The sequence below is a fragment of the Actinomycetospora endophytica genome, assembly GCF_021026375.1.
Taxonomy (GTDB): Bacteria; Actinomycetota; Actinomycetes; order Mycobacteriales; family Pseudonocardiaceae; genus Actinomycetospora; species Actinomycetospora endophytica.
Genome location: NZ_JAJNDB010000009.1, coordinates 122,179 through 139,181 on the forward strand (window position 1 = coordinate 122,179; position 17,003 = coordinate 139,181).

Sequence of the window (17,003 nt, forward strand, 5' to 3'; positions counted from 1 at the left end):
GCGACGCCTCGACCACGAGCGCCGCGCCCCCGGCCGGGTCACCTCCGGCGCCCCCACAGGAGAGCGTCATCCACACCCTCACCGCCGTCACGGACCTGATCACGCAGGACACCGGGCCGTGGATCAACTTCGACGTCGGGTTGTTCCTCGACCGCTTCTGGGCCAACACGATCAACGGGCTCTCGTACGGGAGCATCTACGCGCTCGTGGCCCTCGGCTACACCCTGGTCTACGGGGTGCTCCAGCTGATCAACTTCGCCCACTCCGAGATCTTCGTGATCGGGGTCTTCGGCGTGTACTTCACGTTCCTGGCCCTGGGCTTCGTCCCGGGCGCGACCCCGAACATCCCGATCGGTGGGATCATCGCCGACCTGGTGCTCGCCGGTGCGGTCGGCATGATCCTCGCCGGCGTCGCGGCGGTGCTGCTGGAACGGGTGGCCTACCGGCCGCTGCGACGGCGCAACGCGCCGCGCCTGGCCTTCCTGATCACGGCGATCGGGGCGTCGTTCGTGATCCAGCAGATCTTCCGGATCTTCCGCGGGTCGAACCCCGAGGGCACCATCCGGCTACTGCAGCCCGACCCGGTCTTCCGCATCTTCGGCGCCCCGGTGACCAACCTGCAGATCATCATCATCCTGGCGTCGTTCGCGATGTTCTTCGCCGCGGACGGGTTCGTGAACCGCACCCGGCTGGGCCGCGGGGTGCGGGCCGTCGCGCAGGACCCGGCGACGGCGACACTCATGGGGGTCAACCGCGAACGGGTCATCATGATCACGTTCCTGCTCGGCGGCCTGCTCGCCGGAGCGGCCGCGCTCTTCTACCTCATGACGATCCCGCAGGGCGCGGTCTTCAACGGCGGCTTCCTGCTCGGCATCAAGGCGTTCGCCGCGGCCGTGCTCGGCGGCATCGGGAACCTGCGCGGCGCGCTGCTCGGCGGGCTCATCCTCGGCATCGTGGAGAACTACGGGCAGTCGCTCTTCGGCGGCGACTGGCGCGACGTCGTCGCGTTCGTCCTGCTCGTCGGCGTCCTGATGTTCCGCCCGACGGGGATCCTGGGCGAGTCGCTGGGGAAGGCGCGGGTATGACCACCACCCAGCCCCGCACCGACCCGTCGTCGGGAACCTCCGGGCCGACGCTGCGCGAGCGGTGGGCCGAGGGATCGCGCTGGTGGAACGCGCGCAGCCGGCCACAGCAGTGGGGCCTGCTGGTCCCGGTCGTCGTCCTCATCTACTTCCTGCCGGTCATCAACCCGCCGATCATCACGACCGAGCCGGCGACCGACTTCTCGATCGCGCTGTTCAACGCCTCGGTGTTCGCGCTCATCGCGATCGGTCTGAACGTCGTCATCGGGCAGGCCGGTCTGCTCGACCTGGGCTACGTCGGCTTCTTCGCGATCGGCGCCTACACCGCGGCGGTGCTCTCCTCGCCCGACTCCGAGCTCGGCGTCCGGTTCCCGTGGCTGGTGATCGTCCCGATCGCCATGGTCATCACGATGATCTCGGGGGTCATCCTCGGGACGCCGACGCTGCGGCTGCGCGGCGACTACCTCGCGATCGTCACGCTCGGCTTCGGTGAGCTCGTCCGACTGCTGGCCGACAACATCGACCCGTTGCGCGGCAACCGGGGCTTCCAGAACATCGCCCGCCCCGGCGGCACGTACCCCGACGGGACGCCGATCTTCACGCAGAACGACGCGCAGGGGTTCTACTGGCTGTCGGTCACGATCATCGTCATCGTGCTGCTGTTCATGGGGAACCTGGAGCGCTCGCGGGTCGGGCGCGCCTGGATCGCGGTGCGTGAGGACGAGGACGCCGCCGAGCTCACCGGGGTCCCGACGTACCGGTTCAAGATCTGGGCGTTCGCGATCGGCGCGGCGGTCGGTGGTCTCTCGGGGACGCTGTTCGCGGCGCAGGTCGGCTTCGTGAACAACCAGCGTTTCGACGTCACCACCTCGATCCTCTATCTCGCCGCGGTCGTCCTCGGCGGGCAGGGGAACAAGGTCGGCGTCATCGTCGGGGCCTTCCTGGTCTCCTACATCCCGGACCGGTTCCAGTTCGAGCCGGAGTACCGGTTCCTCATCTTCGGTCTCGCGCTGATCATCCTGATGATCTTCCGGCCGCAGGGACTCCTCGGCATGCGCCAGCACCTGCTCACCTACGGACGGGAGGCCTACCAGCGGCTCTTCGGGGCGGGCACCGGCGTGGCGCCGACGGGGCTGACGGCGTCGTCGCGCGGTCGGGGCGACGCCGTGGAGACGACGCCCGACGACCATGCCGGGACGTCGCCGCGGGGAGGTGGGGAATGAGCGAACCAGCCGGCGAGGGCCTCCTGGAGGCCCTCGAGCACATGGACACCGCGGAGCGCGCCGAGCACGAGGCGGAGGTCTCCGAGAAGGTCGCCCCGGACCGCGCGTTCGAGGTCTCGGCGGGGGAGACCCTGCTCGCGGTGGACGGCCTCACGGTCCGCTTCGGCGGGCTCACCGCCCTCGACGACGTCTCGTTCGACGTCAGGCGCGGCGAGATTCTCGGTCTGATCGGACCGAACGGGGCGGGCAAGACGACCTGCTTCAACATCGTCACCGGCGTCTACCGACCGACGGTCGGGGACGTCCGGCTCGAGGGCGAGTCGCTGGCCCGCATGAAGCGCTACCGGATCATCCGGGCCGGCGTCGCGCGCACGTTCCAGAACATCCGGCTCTTCGGCGCGATGACGGCGCTGGAGAACGTCGTCGTCGGCGCCGACGCGCGTCACAGGACGTCGGTGCCGGGCGCGCTGCTGCGGCTGCCCCGCCACCGCCGCGAGGAGCGCGAGGCGACCGAGAAGGCGATGGCACTGCTGGAGTTCGTCGGGATCGCGGACCGTGCCGCCGACAAGGCGACGTCGCTGCCCTACGGCCACCAGCGGCGGCTCGAGATCGCCCGCGCGCTGGCGACCGAGCCCAAGCTGCTCTGCCTCGACGAGCCCGCGGCCGGCTTCTCGGCAGTGGAGAAGGACGCGCTGTCGGAGCTGATCCTCAAGATTCGCGACGACGGGTACACGGTGGTGCTGGTGGAGCACGACATGCGGGTCGTGCTCGGGGTGACCGACCGGCTCGTCGTCCTGGACTTCGGCCGCAAGATCGCCGACGGCGACCCAGACTCGGTCCGGCGCGACCCCGCCGTCGTCGCGGCGTATCTCGGAGGGGCGGTGGAGGAGTGACCCTGCTCGAGCTGGAGGACGTCAACGTCGCCTACGGGCGGATCCAGGCGCTCCGCGGCGTCACGCTGTCGGTCCGGGAGGGGCAGATCGTCTCGCTCATCGGCGCCAACGGGGCCGGGAAGACGACGACGATGAAGACCATCTCCGGACTGCTCGGGCTGCAGTCGGGCCGGATGACGTTCGACGGCGAGGACCTGACGCGGATCCGGGCCGACCTGCGGGTGCGCCAGGGCATCTGCCAGGTGCCGGAGGGCCGGGGGATCTTCCCGGGCATGACGGTGCTCGAGAACCTCGACATGGGCGGGTTCGTCCGCTCCGACCGGCGGACGCCGGCGTTCGCCGAGGACCTGGAGCGGGCGTTCACCTACTTCCCGCGGCTGGCCGAGCGGCGGAACCAGGTCGGGGGGACGTTGAGCGGCGGCGAGCAGCAGATGCTGGCCATCGGTCGCGCGCTCATGGCCCGGCCGCGGTTGCTGCTGCTCGACGAGCCGTCGATGGGGCTCGCCCCGCAGTTCATCGCGCAGATCTTCCGGGTGATCGAGGAGATCAACGCCGAGGGTGTGACGGTGCTGCTGGTCGAGCAGAACGCGACGCAGGCACTCGGGCTGGCGCACCAGGCGTACGTGCTGGAGACGGGGGAGGTCACCCGCTCCGGGCCGGGGTCGGAGCTGCTCGCCGACCCGTCGATCCAGGATGCGTACCTGGGGGTCTCGTAGGTGCGCTGCGCGGCGTCGGCGGGCTCGCCGGCCATGATCAAGAGCACGTGGGGCAGCCCGCGAGGCGCTGGGCTCTGCTTCCAGTGCCCTTCGTCGAAGGCCCGACCCGCCCCTCGTCGGACGCCCGACCCTCCGCCGGTGATCATCAGCACCTGACGCAGGTCAGACGGCCGGCGGACGTGCGTGCAGTGCCCCACGTCGCCGAGCACCGACGCCGATATCGCCCCTACGTCGGCGGCGTGCTCGCCCGGTAGAGGCAGGTGAGCTTCGCGGTACAGACCCGGCGTCCCTCGTCGTCGGAGATGACGATCTCGAACGTCCCGACGGTGCGGCCCACCGACAGCGGGGTGCACACCGCGGTGACCTTGCCCGACGTCGCCGACCGGTGGTGGGTGCACGAGAGCTCGAGGCCGACCGGACGGCGGTCCCCGATCCGGTTGAGGTACGCCCCGGTCGATCCGAGCGTCTCGGCGAGCACCCCGTTCGCGCCGCCGTGCAGGAGCCCGAACGGCTGCCGGTTGCCCGCGACCGGCATCGTCGCGACGAGGCGTTCCGGGACCCACTCGGTGATCTCGATGCCCATCCGGACGGCGAGCTGCTCGTCGGGGTAGGCGACCTGGAGCTCCGGGATGGCCTCTTGTTCGGGCGTGCGCGGCGCGTCGGGCCGATGGGTCGAGCTCCGCTCCGCTTCGTCTCCTGACACGGCGATCATGCTAGGGCGGGAACGCGACGAGGCCGACGGAGGCTGTCGGACCCCCCTGGCAGACTCGGGTCCGTGGTTGCGACGACGACGCCGGAGAAGTCCCAGAGCAGCACGACGAGCGCTCCGGGGGAGCAGGCGGGCGGTGCCCGGCTCCTGCTGCTCGACGGGCATTCCCTCGCGTACCGCGCGTTCTTCGCCCTGCCCACCGAGAACTTCTCGACGACGTCGGGCCAGACCACCAACGCGGTCTACGGCTTCACGTCCATGCTGATCAACCTGCTGCGCGACGAGGCGCCGACGCACGTCTGCGTGGCGTTCGACGTGTCGCGGCAGAGCTTCCGGTCGGAGACGTTCGCGGCGTACAAGGCCAACCGCAGCGCCACCCCGGACGAGTTCCGCGGCCAGATCGACCTGATCAAGGACATCCTGGCGACGCTGAACATCCCCGTCGTGACCCGCGAGGGATACGAGGCGGACGACGTCATCGCCACGCTGACCACGCAGGCCACCGCCGAGGGTATGCAGGTGTCGATCTGTACCGGGGATCGGGACGCCTTCCAGCTGGTGACCGACCAGGTGACGGTGCTCTACCCGCGCAAGGGCGTCTCGGACCTGGTCCGCTACACGCCGGAGGCGGTCGAGGAGCGCTACACGCTCACCCCGGCGCAGTACCCGGACTTCGCGGCGCTGCGGGGGGACCCGAGCGACAACCTGCCGAGCATCCCCGGGGTCGGGGAGAAGACCGCGCAGAAGTGGATCCGGGAGTTCGGGTCGCTGGACTCCCTGGTCGACCGCGTGGACGAGGTCCGCGGCAAGGCGGGCGACGCGCTGCGGGAGCACCTGTCGTCGGTGGTGCTCAACCGTCAGCTCACCGAGCTCGTCCGGGACGTCGAGCTGGACGTGACGCCCGACCAGCTCGAGGTCCGCTCCTGGGACCGCGACGCGGTGCACCGGCTGTTCGACGAGCTGGAGTTCCGGGTGCTGCGCGAGCGCCTCTTCTCCACCCTGACCGCCGCCGAGCCGGAGGCCGAGGAGGGCTTCGAGCTGAACGGGGTGGTGCTGGAGCCCGGTGCGGTCGGGGACTGGCTCGACGAGCACGCCCGCGACGGCAGCCGGGTCGGGCTCTCGTTCACCGGCAGCTGGGGTCAGGGCACCGGGGACCTGCACGGGATCGCGCTCGCCGCGTCCGACGGCGAGGCCGCGTCGGTCGACGTCAGGGCGCTGAGCCCCGAGGACGAGACCGCGCTCGCGGCCTGGCTGGCCGACCCGGAGCTCCCCAAGGCCGGGCACGAGATCAAGGGCCCCACCCACGCCGTGCGGGCCCGCGGGTGGCAGCTCGAGGGCGTCACCAGCGACACCGCCCTGGCCGCGTACCTGGCCCGGCCGGGGGAGCGCAGCTTCGACCTGGCCGACCTGGTGCTGCGCTACCTGCGCCGGGAGCTGCGGGCCGAGGAGTCCGACGCCGGCGGAGGGGAGCAGCTCACCCTCGACGGGGGCGAGGAGGAGGCCGACGAGACGGCCGCGCAGACCGAGATGCTGCGGGCCCGGGCGGTGGCCGACCTGGCCGACGCGCTCGACACCGACCTCGCCGACCTCGGCGGCACCGCGCTGCTGACCGACCTCGAGCTGCCGCTGCTGCGGGTGCTGGCCGACCTCGAGGCGGCCGGCGTGGCCGTGGACATCAGCGCGCTGCACGAGCTGGAGTCTCAGTTCGGGGCCCGGGTGCAGGCGGCGGCGCAGTCCGCGTACGACGTCATCGGCAAGGAGATCAACCTCGGCTCGCCGAAGCAGCTGCAGGTCGTGCTGTTCGACGAGCTGCAGATGCCGAAGACCAAGCGCACCAAGACCGGCTACACCACCGACGCCGACGCGCTGCAGACGCTGAACGAGACCAACCCGCACCCGTTCCTGGAGCACCTGCTGGAGCACCGCGACGCCACGCGGCTGCGGGTGACCGTGAAGGGCCTGCTCGACAGCGTCACCGACGACGGCCGCATCCACACCACGTTCAACCAGACGATCGCCCGCACCGGGCGGCTCTCCTCGACCGAGCCGAACCTGCAGAACATCCCGGTCCGCACCGAGGCCGGCCGGCGGATCCGCGACACGTTCGTCGTTGGGGCAGACTCCGCCGACGGCGCCTACGCCGAGCTGATGACCGCGGACTACTCGCAGATCGAGATGCGGATCATGGCGCACCTGTCGGTCGACGGCGAGCTCATCGAGTCGTTCAAGTCCGGGGAGGACTTCCACTCGGTCACCGCGGCCAAGGTGTTCGGGGTGGCCGAGAACGAGGTGAGCCAGGGCCAGCGCGCCAAGATCAAGGCGATGAACTACGGGCTGGCGTACGGCCTGTCCGCCTACGGGCTCTCCGCCCAGCTGCGCACCTCGACCGACGAGGCCAAGGAGCTGATGGAGGACTACTTCGCCCGGTTCGGCGGGGTGCGGGACTACCTGCAGCAGGTGGTGGACCGGGCCCGCAAGGACGGCTACACCAGCTCGATCCTCGGGCGCCGTCGCTACCTGCCCGACCTGACCAGCGACAACCGGCAGCGGCGCGAGATGGCCGAGCGGATGGCGCTGAACGCCCCGATCCAGGGCAGCGCGGCGGACATCGTCAAGGTCGCGATGCTCGGGGTGCACGCCGCCCTGCGCGACGAGGGCCTGCGCAGCCGGATGCTGCTGCAGGTCCACGACGAGCTCGTGCTCGAGGTCGCGCCGGGGGAGCGGGACCAGGTCACCGAGCTGGTGCGCCGCGAGATGGGCGCGGCCTTCGACCTGGACGTCCCGCTCGAGGTCTCGGTCGGCTTCGGCCGCACCTGGGACCAGGCAGCGCACTAGGCAGCGAATCCGGGGCTGGTACGCCGCAGTACCGAGAGGTAGGCTGGTACGTATGAGTACCGATGTGGACGCGCCCGTCGACACCACCGGAGCGCGCGGGGGCGGGAGCGAGCCCGAGCACCTCGACGTCGTGATCGTGGGCGCCGGGCTCTCCGGCATCGGCACCGCCTGCCACCTCGAGCGCGAGCAGCCGGGTCGCGACTACGCGATCCTCGAGGCCCGCGAGGACCTCGGCGGCACGTGGAGCCTGTTCCAGTACCCCGGGATCCGCTCGGACTCGGACATGCACACCCTCGGGTTCAAGTTCCGCCCCTGGCCCGACACCGTGGCGCTGGCCGACGGGGCGTCGATCCTGGAGTACGTCCGGGACACCGCCGAGGAGTACGGCGTCGACCGCCGCATCCGCTACGGCACCCGCGTCACCCACGCCGCCTGGTCGAGCGAGGACCAGCGCTGGACGCTCGCCCTCACCACCGCGGCGGGGGAGAAGCTGCTCACCTGCTCGTTCCTGCTGTGGTGCTCGGGCTACTACCGCTACGACGCCGGGTACACCCCGGAGCTGCCGGGGATCGAGAACTACGGCGGCACGGTCATCCACCCGCAGCACTGGGATCCGGAGCTGGACTACGCGGGCAAGCGGGTCGTCGTCATCGGCTCGGGCGCCACCGCGGTCACCCTGGTCCCCGCGATGACCCAGGGCGAGGGCCGCGCCGCCCACGTCACGCAGCTGCAGCGCACGCCGAGCTACGTGCTGTCGATCGGCCGGACCGACCCGGTGGCGGAGTTCCTCAACCGGTGGGTGCCGTCGTGGGTCGCGGACCCGATAGTGCGGACGAAGAACATCACGCAGCTCATCGCGCTCTACCAGATCTCGCAGCGGTTCCCGCGCTTCGTGAAGGGCCTGCTGCGCAAGGGCGCCGCCGCCCAGCTCCCCGAGGGCTATGCGGTCGACACCCACTTCAACCCGCCGTACGACCCGTGGGACCAGCGGATGTGCATGGTCCCCGACGGCGACCTGTTCAAGGCCATCCGCCGCGGCGACGCCGACATCGTCACCGACAGGATCGAGACGTTCACCGGGACCGGGATCCGGCTGCAGTCCGGCCGGGAGCTCGAGGCGGACATCGTCATCACGGCAACCGGGCTCAACCTGCAGCTCTTCGGCGGGGCCGACCTCGAGGTCGACGGCGAGCCGGTGAACCTGCCCGACACCATGGCCTACCGGGGCATGATGCTCTCCGGCATCCCGAACCTGGTGTTCATGATCGGCTACACCAACGCCTCCTGGACGCTGAAGGTCGACCTCGTCGCCGAGTACTTCTGCCGCCTGCTGGGCTGGATGGACACCCACGGCAAGGCCGTCGCGGTCCCGCAGCGCGACCCCGCGGTGCAGGAGCGCCCGCTGCTCGACTTCGACGCCGGGTACGTGAAGCGCTCCCTGCACGAGCTGCCCACCGGCGGCGACCGCGCGCCGTGGACCCTCGCCATGAACTACGCGATCGACGCGGTCACCCTGCGCCGCGCCCGGGTCGACGAGGGCATGCGGTTCGAGCCGGCCCGGGCGCGGGTCCGGGCATGAGGCGCTGATCCGATGGCCGGCGTCGTCGGGATCGTGGCGCCCGGGGCGATGGGCACCGCGCTCGGCCGCTGCGCCGCGGCGGGCGGGCACCGGGTGCTCATGACGGCGGTCGGCCGCTCGCCGGGCACGGCCGACCGGCTCGCGGCGGCGGGCATCGAGGACGCCGGGTCGCTCGACGCCGTGGTGGCGGGCGCCGACCTGCTGCTCAGCGTGGTCCCGCCGGCCCAGGCCCGCCCGGTGGCCGACGAACTCGCGGCGAGCGCGCGGCGGACGTCCGCCCACCCGCTCGTCGTCGAGGCGAACGCCGTCTCACCGGGGACCGTCGCCGAGATCGCCGAGGTCGTCGGCCTCGACGTCGTCGACGCGGCGATCTCCGGGCCACCGCCGCGCCCCGATGTCGAGCACCCCACCCGGATCTTCGTGGCCGGTCCGCGCACCGCCGAGGTCGCGGCCCTCGTCGTGCCCGGGGTGCGGTGGGTGGAGATCGACGGCTCTCCGGGCGCCGCCAGCGCCGCGAAGATGTGCACCGCGTCGGTGCGCAAGGGCCACCAGGCCCTGCTCGCACACGCCCTGCTCACTGCCGAGCACCACGGAGTCACCGACACCGTGCTCGCCGACCTGGCGCTGGACTTCCCGCACGACGACGTCCGCCACGCCGCCGTCGCGGCGACCAAGGCGTGGCGGTTCGCCGACGAGATGGACGAGATCGCCGCCACCCAGGCCGGGGCGGGCCTGACCCCGGACCTCTTCGCCGCGATGGCCGAGGTCTACCGGCGTCTCGCGACGAGCTCGTACGGCACGAGCCGACCCGAGGACCTGCCGGCCACACCCGACGTCGGGAACCTGCGCCCTACCTGAGCCCGGCGGCCGGGCGGACCTCCCACAGCGTCCACAGCGGTGAGTAGCCCGCGCGCGGCCAGAACACCGAGGAGATCGGGTTCGGCGGGTTGTAGTAGAGGTACGTGCCGCGCACCCCGCGCCGGCTCGACTCCAGGGACGCCACGGCCGTCGCGACCAGGTGCGTCCCGACCCCGCTGCCGCGCTCCGACGGCGTCACCGAGGCGCAGTTGACGTAGCCCCACACGCCGCCGGGCAGCAGGTTGGCCAGCCAGGCGCCGGGCGCGGCGTCCGCGTGCCCGCACTCGATCATCCCGACGGCGTTCCCGTGCCGCTCGGCCAGCCATGTCGGCTCGCCGCGGCCCAACCGGTCGCGGATCATCGTCCGCTTCACGCCCTCGGCGTCGGGACGCATCAGCGAGCCGCCCACCTGGCTGGAGTACGCGAGCTCCTCGAGCGCGAGCCGGACGCAGACCTCGAGGTCGTCGGGTCCGGCGGGGCGCACGACCAGCGACGGGTCCGGTTCCGGCTCGGGGAACGGCCCGCAGGGCCGCACGGCGAGGACGGCCAGCGGCATCAGCCCGCGGTCGAGGAAGACCCGGGTGGCGACGACGTCGCGGCTGGGCCAGATGACGGTCGCGGCGGAGTCGTGATCGCGCAGGACGTCGGGGAGCAGGTGCCCGCGCCACGCGTCGACCAGCGTGTGCAGGGGCCCGTGCCCGGCGCCGCCGATCACCGGGTGCAGCTCCGAGACCTGCGCCGCCGACCACAGCAACGGACCGCTGCCGGCCGGCCAGGAGTGGTGGGTGACGACGCCCGCCACCCGGTGCGGGGGTGTCCCCACGACGATGATGTCCCCGGGCGGGGGAGCGGGGGCCTCGGGCAGTCGCGGGTCGAGCGCGGCGAACCGGCGTCGCTGCACGCCGAGCAGGTCGGTCATGACCTGGGCCGGGGAGTCCGGGACGGTGGCGCGCGGCCCGCCGGTCATCGCGCCCGCCCGGACGCCTGCCCGCCGATCTCGCCGGCCCCGCCGATCCCGCCGGCCCCGTCGGGCACGCGGCACCGGAAGATCGCGGTCCCCGGGAACAGCGCTCCGCGCAGCGGCGACCACTGGCCCCACACCTCGTCGAGGTCCTCGGGCCACTCCGGCTCGACGATGCCCTCGAGGACCAGACCGGCCCCGACGACGTCGGCGACCCGGTCGCCGATGGTGCGGTGGTGCTCGACGTAGGTGATCCGGCCGTCGTCGTCGGCCTCGGCGTAGGGCGTGCGGTCGAAGTAGGACTGCACGACGGACAGCCCGTCCTCGCCCGGGTCGTCCGGGAAGATCCAGCGCATCGGGTGGTTCACCGCGAACACCCAGCGCCCGCCGGGGCGCAGCACGCGCGCGACCTCGACCATCAGCGCGGCGGTGTCGGCGACGAAGGGCACGGCGCCGAAGGCCGAGCAGGCGAGGTCGAACGAGGCGTCGGCGAAGGGCAGGTGCGCGGCGTCGGCCTGGACCAGCGGGACGTCGACGCCGGCGCGGGCGTCGGCCGCGCGGGCCTCGCGCAGCATCCCGGCGGACAGATCGAGCCCGACGGCGTCCGCACCGCGCCCGATCAGCCAGCGCGAGCAGGACGCCGCGCCGCAGCCGACCTCGAGCACCCGCTTCCCGATCAGCGATGCCGGGTCGCCGAGGAGGGCGGCGTCGGCCTCGCGCAGGCGCTCCGGGCACCACACGAAGTCGACGTCACCGAGGAACGCGCCGTGCTCGGCCTGGTAGTCGGCGGCGTCGTCGTCCCACCAGCGCCGCGACGCGGCGGCCGACTCCTCGGGCCCCACCGGCCGCGTGACCACGCCTGCCGGGGCCTGCGAACCCGGGGGAGGTATCGCGGAGCCGGCGCTCATGGAGGCATCCTGGCACGCCTGCCCGGACGTCCTGTTGACCAGGCGACACGGTTGACGACACGCGGGCCAGAGGCGAGGTCTGACCCGTTTGCCGGACGCTTCACGGGATGGATACGATGGAGGTCCACGTCAGTGGTCTCGCCCTGTCCGGATCCGCACTGTCGGGTTCCTTCCGGCTGGGTAGCGATCCCCTCGGCCCCCCGGGTGCCGATCAGCGTCAGGACGACGTCCGCCCTCGTGGGAACAGCCCACCCGACCGAGACCTGCCCATCCCGGAGCCGTCCCCTATATGTCCATCGACACCCACACCGCCCCGAACACGACCAGCCCCCAGGTGGCTGTGAACGACATCGGGTCGGAAGAGGACTTCCTCGCTGCCATCGACAAGACGATCAAGTACTTCAACGATGGCGACATCGTCGAAGGCACCATCGTCAAGGTCGACCGCGACGAAGTCCTGCTCGACATCGGCTACAAGACCGAGGGCGTCATCCCCTCGCGCGAGCTGTCCATCAAGCACGATGTCGACCCCCACGAAGTTGTCGCCGTCGGCGACGAGGTCGAAGCCCTCGTCCTCCAGAAGGAGGACAAGGAAGGTCGACTGATCCTGTCCAAGAAGCGTGCGCAGTACGAGCGCGCCTGGGGCACGATCGAGCAGCTCAAGGACAACGACGAGCCGGTCAAGGGCACCGTCATCGAGGTCGTCAAGGGTGGCCTCATCCTCGACATCGGCCTCCGCGGCTTCCTCCCCGCCTCGCTGGTCGAGATGCGCCGCGTCCGCGACCTCCAGCCGTACGTCGGCAAGGAGATCGAGGCCAAGATCATCGAGCTGGACAAGAACCGCAACAACGTGGTCCTGTCCCGCCGCGCCTGGCTGGAGCAGACCCAGTCGGCGGTCCGCAGCGAGTTCCTCAACCAGCTCGCCAAGGGCCAGATCCGCAAGGGTCAGGTCTCGTCGATCGTCAACTTCGGTGCGTTCGTCGACCTCGGCGGCGTCGACGGTCTGGTCCACGTCTCCGAGCTGTCCTGGAAGCACATCGACCACCCCTCCGAGGTCGTCGAGGTCGGCCAGGAGGTCACGGTCGAGGTCCTCGACGTCGACCTGGACCGCGAGCGGGTCTCGCTGTCGCTCAAGGCGACGCAGGAGGACCCCTGGCGCCAGTTCGCGCGGACCCACCAGATCGGCCAGATCGTGCCCGGCAAGGTCACGAAGCTGGTGCCGTTCGGTGCGTTCGTCCGCGTCGACGAGGGCATCGAGGGCCTGGTCCACATCTCCGAGCTGGCCGAGCGCCACGTGGAGGTGCCGGAGCAGGTCGTCCAGGTCGGCAACGACGTCATGGTCAAGGTCATCGACATCGACCTCGACCGTCGCCGCATCTCGCTCTCGCTGAAGCAGGCGAACGAGGGCATGACGACCGAGACCGAGTTCGACCCGGCCCTCTACGGCATGGGCGCCGAGTACGACGACGCCGGCAACTACATCTACCCGGAGGGCTTCGACCCCGACTCCGGGGAGTGGCGCGAGGGCTTCGAGTCCCAGCGCGAGGAGTGGGAGCGCCAGTACCAGGCGGCCTACAACCGCTACCAGCAGCACATCGCGCAGCTGCAGCGCACCGCGGAGCAGGAGGCGGAGGCCGCCGAGGCGGCCCCGGCCAACTACTCCTCGGGCGGCCCGGCCTCCTCGGACGAGGACGAGTCGGAGGAGTCGGAGGAGTCGTCCTCCGCTCCGGCCGCGGTCGACGAGGACCCGGGCCAGGGCCCGCCCTCGGCCTCCGGTGGCGGCGCGCTCGCCAGCGACGCGCAGCTCGCCGCGCTGCGGGAGAAGCTCTCGGGCAACTGATCCGGTAGCACGCTCGACCGACGGGCCCTCACCCCTCCCGGGGGTGGGGGCCCGTCGCCGTGTCAGGGTCGGTTGATCTTGACCCCGTGCGCCACATCGTTATCCTCCGTCACAGCAACATCACGGGAGCAGGGGGATTGGCATGGCCTGGGGACGTCGTCGCAACGCTGCTTCTGCCCGCTCCGCCCGGCACCGCCTCGGCTCCTCGGGGCTGACCTGGTGCCGCGAGTACGTCGGGGTGGCCGCCACGCTCGCGGGCCCGGCGTTCACCCGCCGCGGTCTCTTCGAGACGCTGTTCGCCACCGCGCGCCACGCCATCGCCGTGCCGGCCTGACCCACGGCGCCCGGCCGCCCGATCGGGCAGACTGCGCGCCGTGCTGCGTGTGGGTCTGACCGGAGGTATCGGCGCGGGCAAGTCGACGGTCGCGGCGGAGCTCTCCGCGCTCGGCGCCGTCGTCGTGGACGCGGACCGGATCGCCCGCGAGGTCGTCGAGCCGGGGACGGACGGGCTGGCGGCGGTCGTGGACGCCTTCGGCGAGGACGTGCTCGACGACGAGGGTCGGCTCGACCGGCCGGCGCTGGGACGGGTCGTCTTCGCCGACGACACGGCCCGGGAGCGACTCAACGGCATCCTGCACCCCCGCATCGGAGCCCGGACGGCGGAGCTGGTCGCGGGGGCACCCGACGACGCCGTCGTCGTGCACGACGTGCCGCTGCTCGTCGAGAACGGCATGGGGCCTGCGTTCTCGCTGGTGATCGTGGTCGACGCGCCCGAGGACGTCCGGGTCGCGCGGCTCGCCGAGACCCGGGACATGCCCGAGGAGGACGCGCGCGCCCGCATCCGCGCCCAGGCGACCGAGGAGGCGCGCCGGGCGGCCGCGGACGTGTGGATCGACAACGTCGGGGACGTCTCCGAGGTCGGCGAGGTGGTGCGCGCGCTGTGGTCGGAGCGGATCGTGCCGTTCGAGGCCGGCGTGCGTGCCGGGCAGGCCGCGCCGTGGCCGTCCGAGGTGGTCGACGCCGACCCGACGTGGCCGGAGCAGGCCCGTCGGCTCGCCGCCCGGATCCAGGTCGCGGGCGTGGATCACGTCGAGAGCGTGGAGCACGTGGGGCCGACCGCCGAGCCCGGCCGGGCCGCACCCGACGTCATCGACGTGTTGGTGCGGACCAAGAAGCGGACCGACACCGGTGAGCTCGCCGCCGCCCTGGCCGGAGCCGGATTCCCGGCCGTGGAGGACGGGGTGCACGGCAGCGCCGATCCGGCCCGGCCCGCCAAGGTGCGCCTTCGGCGCTCGTGAGCAGAAATTGATGCTCTGGCGTCAATTTGTGCTCACAAGCGCGGAGCGCACCTATTCGAACGGCCAGTCCAGCACCACACCGCGGGTGGCCAGCCAGGCGTCGAGGTCGTGGCCGTGCTCCGCGACCCCGGCGTGCACCGTCGACGCCGTCGTCAGCGCCCGTTCGGCGGCGTCCGGGGCCAGCAGGCCGGCGGCGATCGCCTCGACGTACTCGTCGACGTCGAGCAGCTCGGTGCGCTCCCCGGTGTACACGACGAGGTCGAGATAGTGGTCCGTCGTCGTCCACACCGGGCCGTCGCGCTCGACGTCGGCGATGTCGACGTAGTAGTCCTGCTTGCGCTCGTGGCCGGGCAGGAACCGGAAGTCGGTGACCCGGATGCCGAGGTCGGGCAGGAGCCACGACCGCATGTGGTCGAGCGACGGGTGATCCGGCATCGGGCGGCTGAGGTAGAGCCCGAACGGCTCCTCGCGGTACAGGTCGACGGAACGGACGAAGCCCTTCGGGTCGGTGTTCGTGCCCTCGTCCACGGCGAAGGTCTCGACCTTCGGGGGATGCAGCGCCACGGCCCGGGACCCTAACCAGCGACGCCGACGGAGGACGAGCAGTCGGCCGCGGCCCGGCGTGCTGTGGATCGGGCGTGTGACGGTCCGCCACGCCGCCGTGCCCAACGAACCGGACATGCCGACCCGAACGGCCGCTGGTCGCCACACAGCGCAACCACGATCATGGCGTTCGTGTTCGGCTTCCTGCGCCCGTGCCGCCATCATCTGAGTCCCGAACTCCATGCCCGCTGGTCGGAGCACCTGTGCGGGCTGTGCCTGACGTTGCGCGACGAGGCGGGGCAGCTCGCGCGGGCCACGACGCACGTCGACGCGCTCGTCGTGTCGGTGCTCGCCGAGGCCCAGGGCGTGGGCGGCCGCCGTCGGGCGGGCCCGTGCCCGCTGCGCGGGATGCGGGCGGCACCCGTCGTCGTCGGGGTCGGTGCACGCCTCGCGGCGTCCACGGCGTTGCTGCTGGCGTCGGACGCGGTCGCCGACCACGTGGCCGACGGCGACGGTCCGTTCGCGCGGCACCCCGCAGCACTCGCCGGATCGCGGGTGGCGACGACGTGGTCGCGGGCCGGGTCCCGGACGGCGTCCGGGGTCGGGTTCGACCCGGCGGACCTGCTCGCCGTGCCCGCCCGGCAGCGGGAGGCGGAGTCCGGTCTCGTCGTGGGCCTGGAGTCGGTGACCGCGCCGACCGAGGCCGCCGTCGGGTCCGCGCTCGCCCACACCGCCACGCTGGCCGGCCGGCCGGAGAACGCCGAGCCCCTCGACGAGGCGGGACGGCTGCTGGGCCGGCTCGCGCACCTGCTGGACGCGGTCGCGGACCTCGACGACGACGCCGCGCACGGCCGGTGGAACCCGCTCGCGGCGACCGGGACGAGCCGCGCGATCGCGCTCGACCGGTGCCGCGACGCCGTCGCCGGGATCCGGGCGGCGCTGCGGCGGGTGTCGTTCGCGCGGGAGGGGGCGACCGCCCGGAAGCTGGCCCATCAGCTGCTGGTGCACGAGGCGGGGCGGGCGGTCGAGCGGACGGCCGCCGGGGTCGGGGGTTCCGGTCATTCGGCACGAACGGCGCGTTCGTCACCTTCTTGGGTGACCAACGGCCCGTTCGTGCCGTTCGTGCCGTTCGGGCCGGCGACGGCGGGCACGACGACGGCGGGCGCGGGCACGACGACGGGCGCGGAGCCGCCGGAGCGGCCGCTGCCGCCGTGGGATCCGTCGGCGCCGACCGACCCCGCGGACGAGCCCGGCGACGACCCGGGTCCCGACGACGAGGCCCCCGAGCGGCCGTCCCACCCGCCTCGCGGGCTTCTCGGCGGCTGCGCCGCGGCGGCCGGGCTGTGCTGCACCGGGCAGCTGTGCTGCAGCGACGAGTTCGTCGGGCCGTGGTCGGGCCGGCCGCGGAACGCCTGGTGCGGGAGCTGCGCGGACACCTGCAGCTGCGGGTGCGACTGCTGTGACTGCTGCTCCGACGGTGACGGGTGCTGCGACTGCTGCGACTGCTCCTGACGGGCCATCGACCCGAGCCGGACGAGACTGTCGGGGGGTGCGGTTA

Annotated in this window: 15 protein-coding genes; 11 read left to right on the plus strand and 4 right to left on the minus strand. The window is 72.3% G+C overall.

Going from position 1 to position 17,003, the window contains the following annotated elements; all coding sequences use genetic code 11:
• Nucleotides 1-140 precede the first annotated feature (140 nt).
• From LQ327_RS30470 to LQ327_RS30485, 4 genes are read left to right on the plus strand one after another with little or no spacing between them, the layout of a single operon-like run.
• Entirely contained in the window at nucleotides 141-1,085 is a 945-nt protein-coding gene (locus LQ327_RS30470; RefSeq protein WP_230739979.1) for a branched-chain amino acid ABC transporter permease, read from the plus strand.
• Nucleotides 1,082-2,305, plus strand: coding sequence for a branched-chain amino acid ABC transporter permease (locus LQ327_RS30475; protein ID WP_230739980.1), 1,224 nt, complete (start codon nucleotides 1,082-1,084; stop codon nucleotides 2,303-2,305). The genes LQ327_RS30470 and LQ327_RS30475 overlap by 4 nt, the downstream gene beginning before the upstream one ends.
• Nucleotides 2,302-3,198 (plus strand): ABC transporter ATP-binding protein, encoded by an 897-nt coding sequence (locus tag LQ327_RS30480; protein ID WP_230739981.1) that lies wholly within the window; start codon nucleotides 2,302-2,304, stop codon nucleotides 3,196-3,198. Before LQ327_RS30475 ends, LQ327_RS30480 begins: the two co-directional genes overlap by 4 nt.
• Nucleotides 3,195-3,914, plus strand: coding sequence for an ABC transporter ATP-binding protein (locus tag LQ327_RS30485; protein WP_230739982.1), 720 nt, complete (start codon nucleotides 3,195-3,197; stop codon nucleotides 3,912-3,914). Before LQ327_RS30480 ends, LQ327_RS30485 begins: the two co-directional genes overlap by 4 nt.
• Before the next feature lie 226 nt (nucleotides 3,915-4,140).
• On the opposite strand, the gene LQ327_RS30490 is transcribed toward LQ327_RS30485, so the two are convergent.
• On the minus strand, nucleotides 4,141-4,617 hold the full coding sequence (locus LQ327_RS30490) for a hotdog fold thioesterase (protein ID WP_372460791.1): 477 nt from the start codon (nucleotides 4,615-4,617) through the stop codon (nucleotides 4,141-4,143).
• Between the two features lie 153 nt (nucleotides 4,618-4,770).
• Between LQ327_RS30490 and polA the strand changes: the two genes are divergently transcribed.
• The 3 genes from polA to LQ327_RS30505 are packed head-to-tail and all read left to right on the plus strand — an operon-like array spanning nucleotide 4,771 to nucleotide 9,895.
• A complete protein-coding gene (gene polA, locus LQ327_RS30495) occupies nucleotides 4,771-7,458 on the plus strand; it encodes a DNA polymerase I (RefSeq protein WP_230740219.1) in 2,688 nt (895 codons plus the stop codon).
• A gap of 52 nt (nucleotides 7,459-7,510) precedes the next feature.
• A complete protein-coding gene (locus LQ327_RS30500) occupies nucleotides 7,511-9,037 on the plus strand; it encodes a flavin-containing monooxygenase (RefSeq protein ID WP_230739983.1) in 1,527 nt (508 codons plus the stop codon).
• A gap of 12 nt (nucleotides 9,038-9,049) precedes the next feature.
• A complete protein-coding gene (locus LQ327_RS30505) occupies nucleotides 9,050-9,895 on the plus strand; it encodes an NAD(P)-dependent oxidoreductase (protein WP_230739984.1) in 846 nt (281 codons plus the stop codon).
• On the opposite strand, the gene LQ327_RS30510 is transcribed toward LQ327_RS30505, so the two are convergent.
• A complete protein-coding gene (locus tag LQ327_RS30510; protein WP_230739985.1) occupies nucleotides 9,888-10,862 on the minus strand; it encodes a GNAT family N-acetyltransferase in 975 nt (324 codons plus the stop codon). The genes LQ327_RS30505 and LQ327_RS30510 overlap by 8 nt on opposite strands.
• A complete protein-coding gene (locus LQ327_RS30515) occupies nucleotides 10,859-11,764 on the minus strand; it encodes a class I SAM-dependent methyltransferase (RefSeq protein ID WP_230739986.1) in 906 nt (301 codons plus the stop codon). Before LQ327_RS30515 ends, LQ327_RS30510 begins: the two co-directional genes overlap by 4 nt.
• A gap of 289 nt (nucleotides 11,765-12,053) precedes the next feature.
• Here LQ327_RS30515 and rpsA point away from each other — a divergent pair, with 289 nt between their 5' ends.
• From rpsA to coaE, 3 genes are all read left to right on the plus strand, one after another.
• Nucleotides 12,054-13,604, plus strand: a complete 1,551-nt coding sequence (rpsA, locus tag LQ327_RS30520; RefSeq protein WP_230739988.1) for a 30S ribosomal protein S1 — start codon at nucleotides 12,054-12,056, stop codon at nucleotides 13,602-13,604.
• Nucleotides 13,605-13,746: 142 nt separating this feature from the next.
• Entirely contained in the window at nucleotides 13,747-13,938 is a 192-nt protein-coding gene (locus LQ327_RS30525; protein ID WP_230739990.1) for a hypothetical protein, read from the plus strand.
• 40 nt (nucleotides 13,939-13,978) lie between these two features.
• Nucleotides 13,979-14,902, plus strand: a complete 924-nt coding sequence (gene coaE, locus LQ327_RS30530) for a dephospho-CoA kinase (RefSeq protein ID WP_230739991.1) — start codon at nucleotides 13,979-13,981, stop codon at nucleotides 14,900-14,902.
• 51 nt (nucleotides 14,903-14,953) lie between these two features.
• On the opposite strand, the gene LQ327_RS30535 is transcribed toward coaE, so the two are convergent.
• Nucleotides 14,954-15,466, minus strand: a complete 513-nt coding sequence (locus LQ327_RS30535; protein WP_230739992.1) for a ribonuclease FAU-1 family protein — start codon at nucleotides 15,464-15,466, stop codon at nucleotides 14,954-14,956.
• 162 nt (nucleotides 15,467-15,628) lie between these two features.
• On the opposite strand from LQ327_RS30535, the gene LQ327_RS30540 reads away from it, so the two are divergent.
• Nucleotides 15,629-16,957: a DUF5685 family protein gene (locus LQ327_RS30540; protein WP_269071256.1), complete on the plus strand. Its 1,329-nt coding sequence runs from the start codon at nucleotides 15,629-15,631 to the stop codon at nucleotides 16,955-16,957.
• The last annotated feature ends 46 nt before the right edge of the window (nucleotides 16,958-17,003 follow it).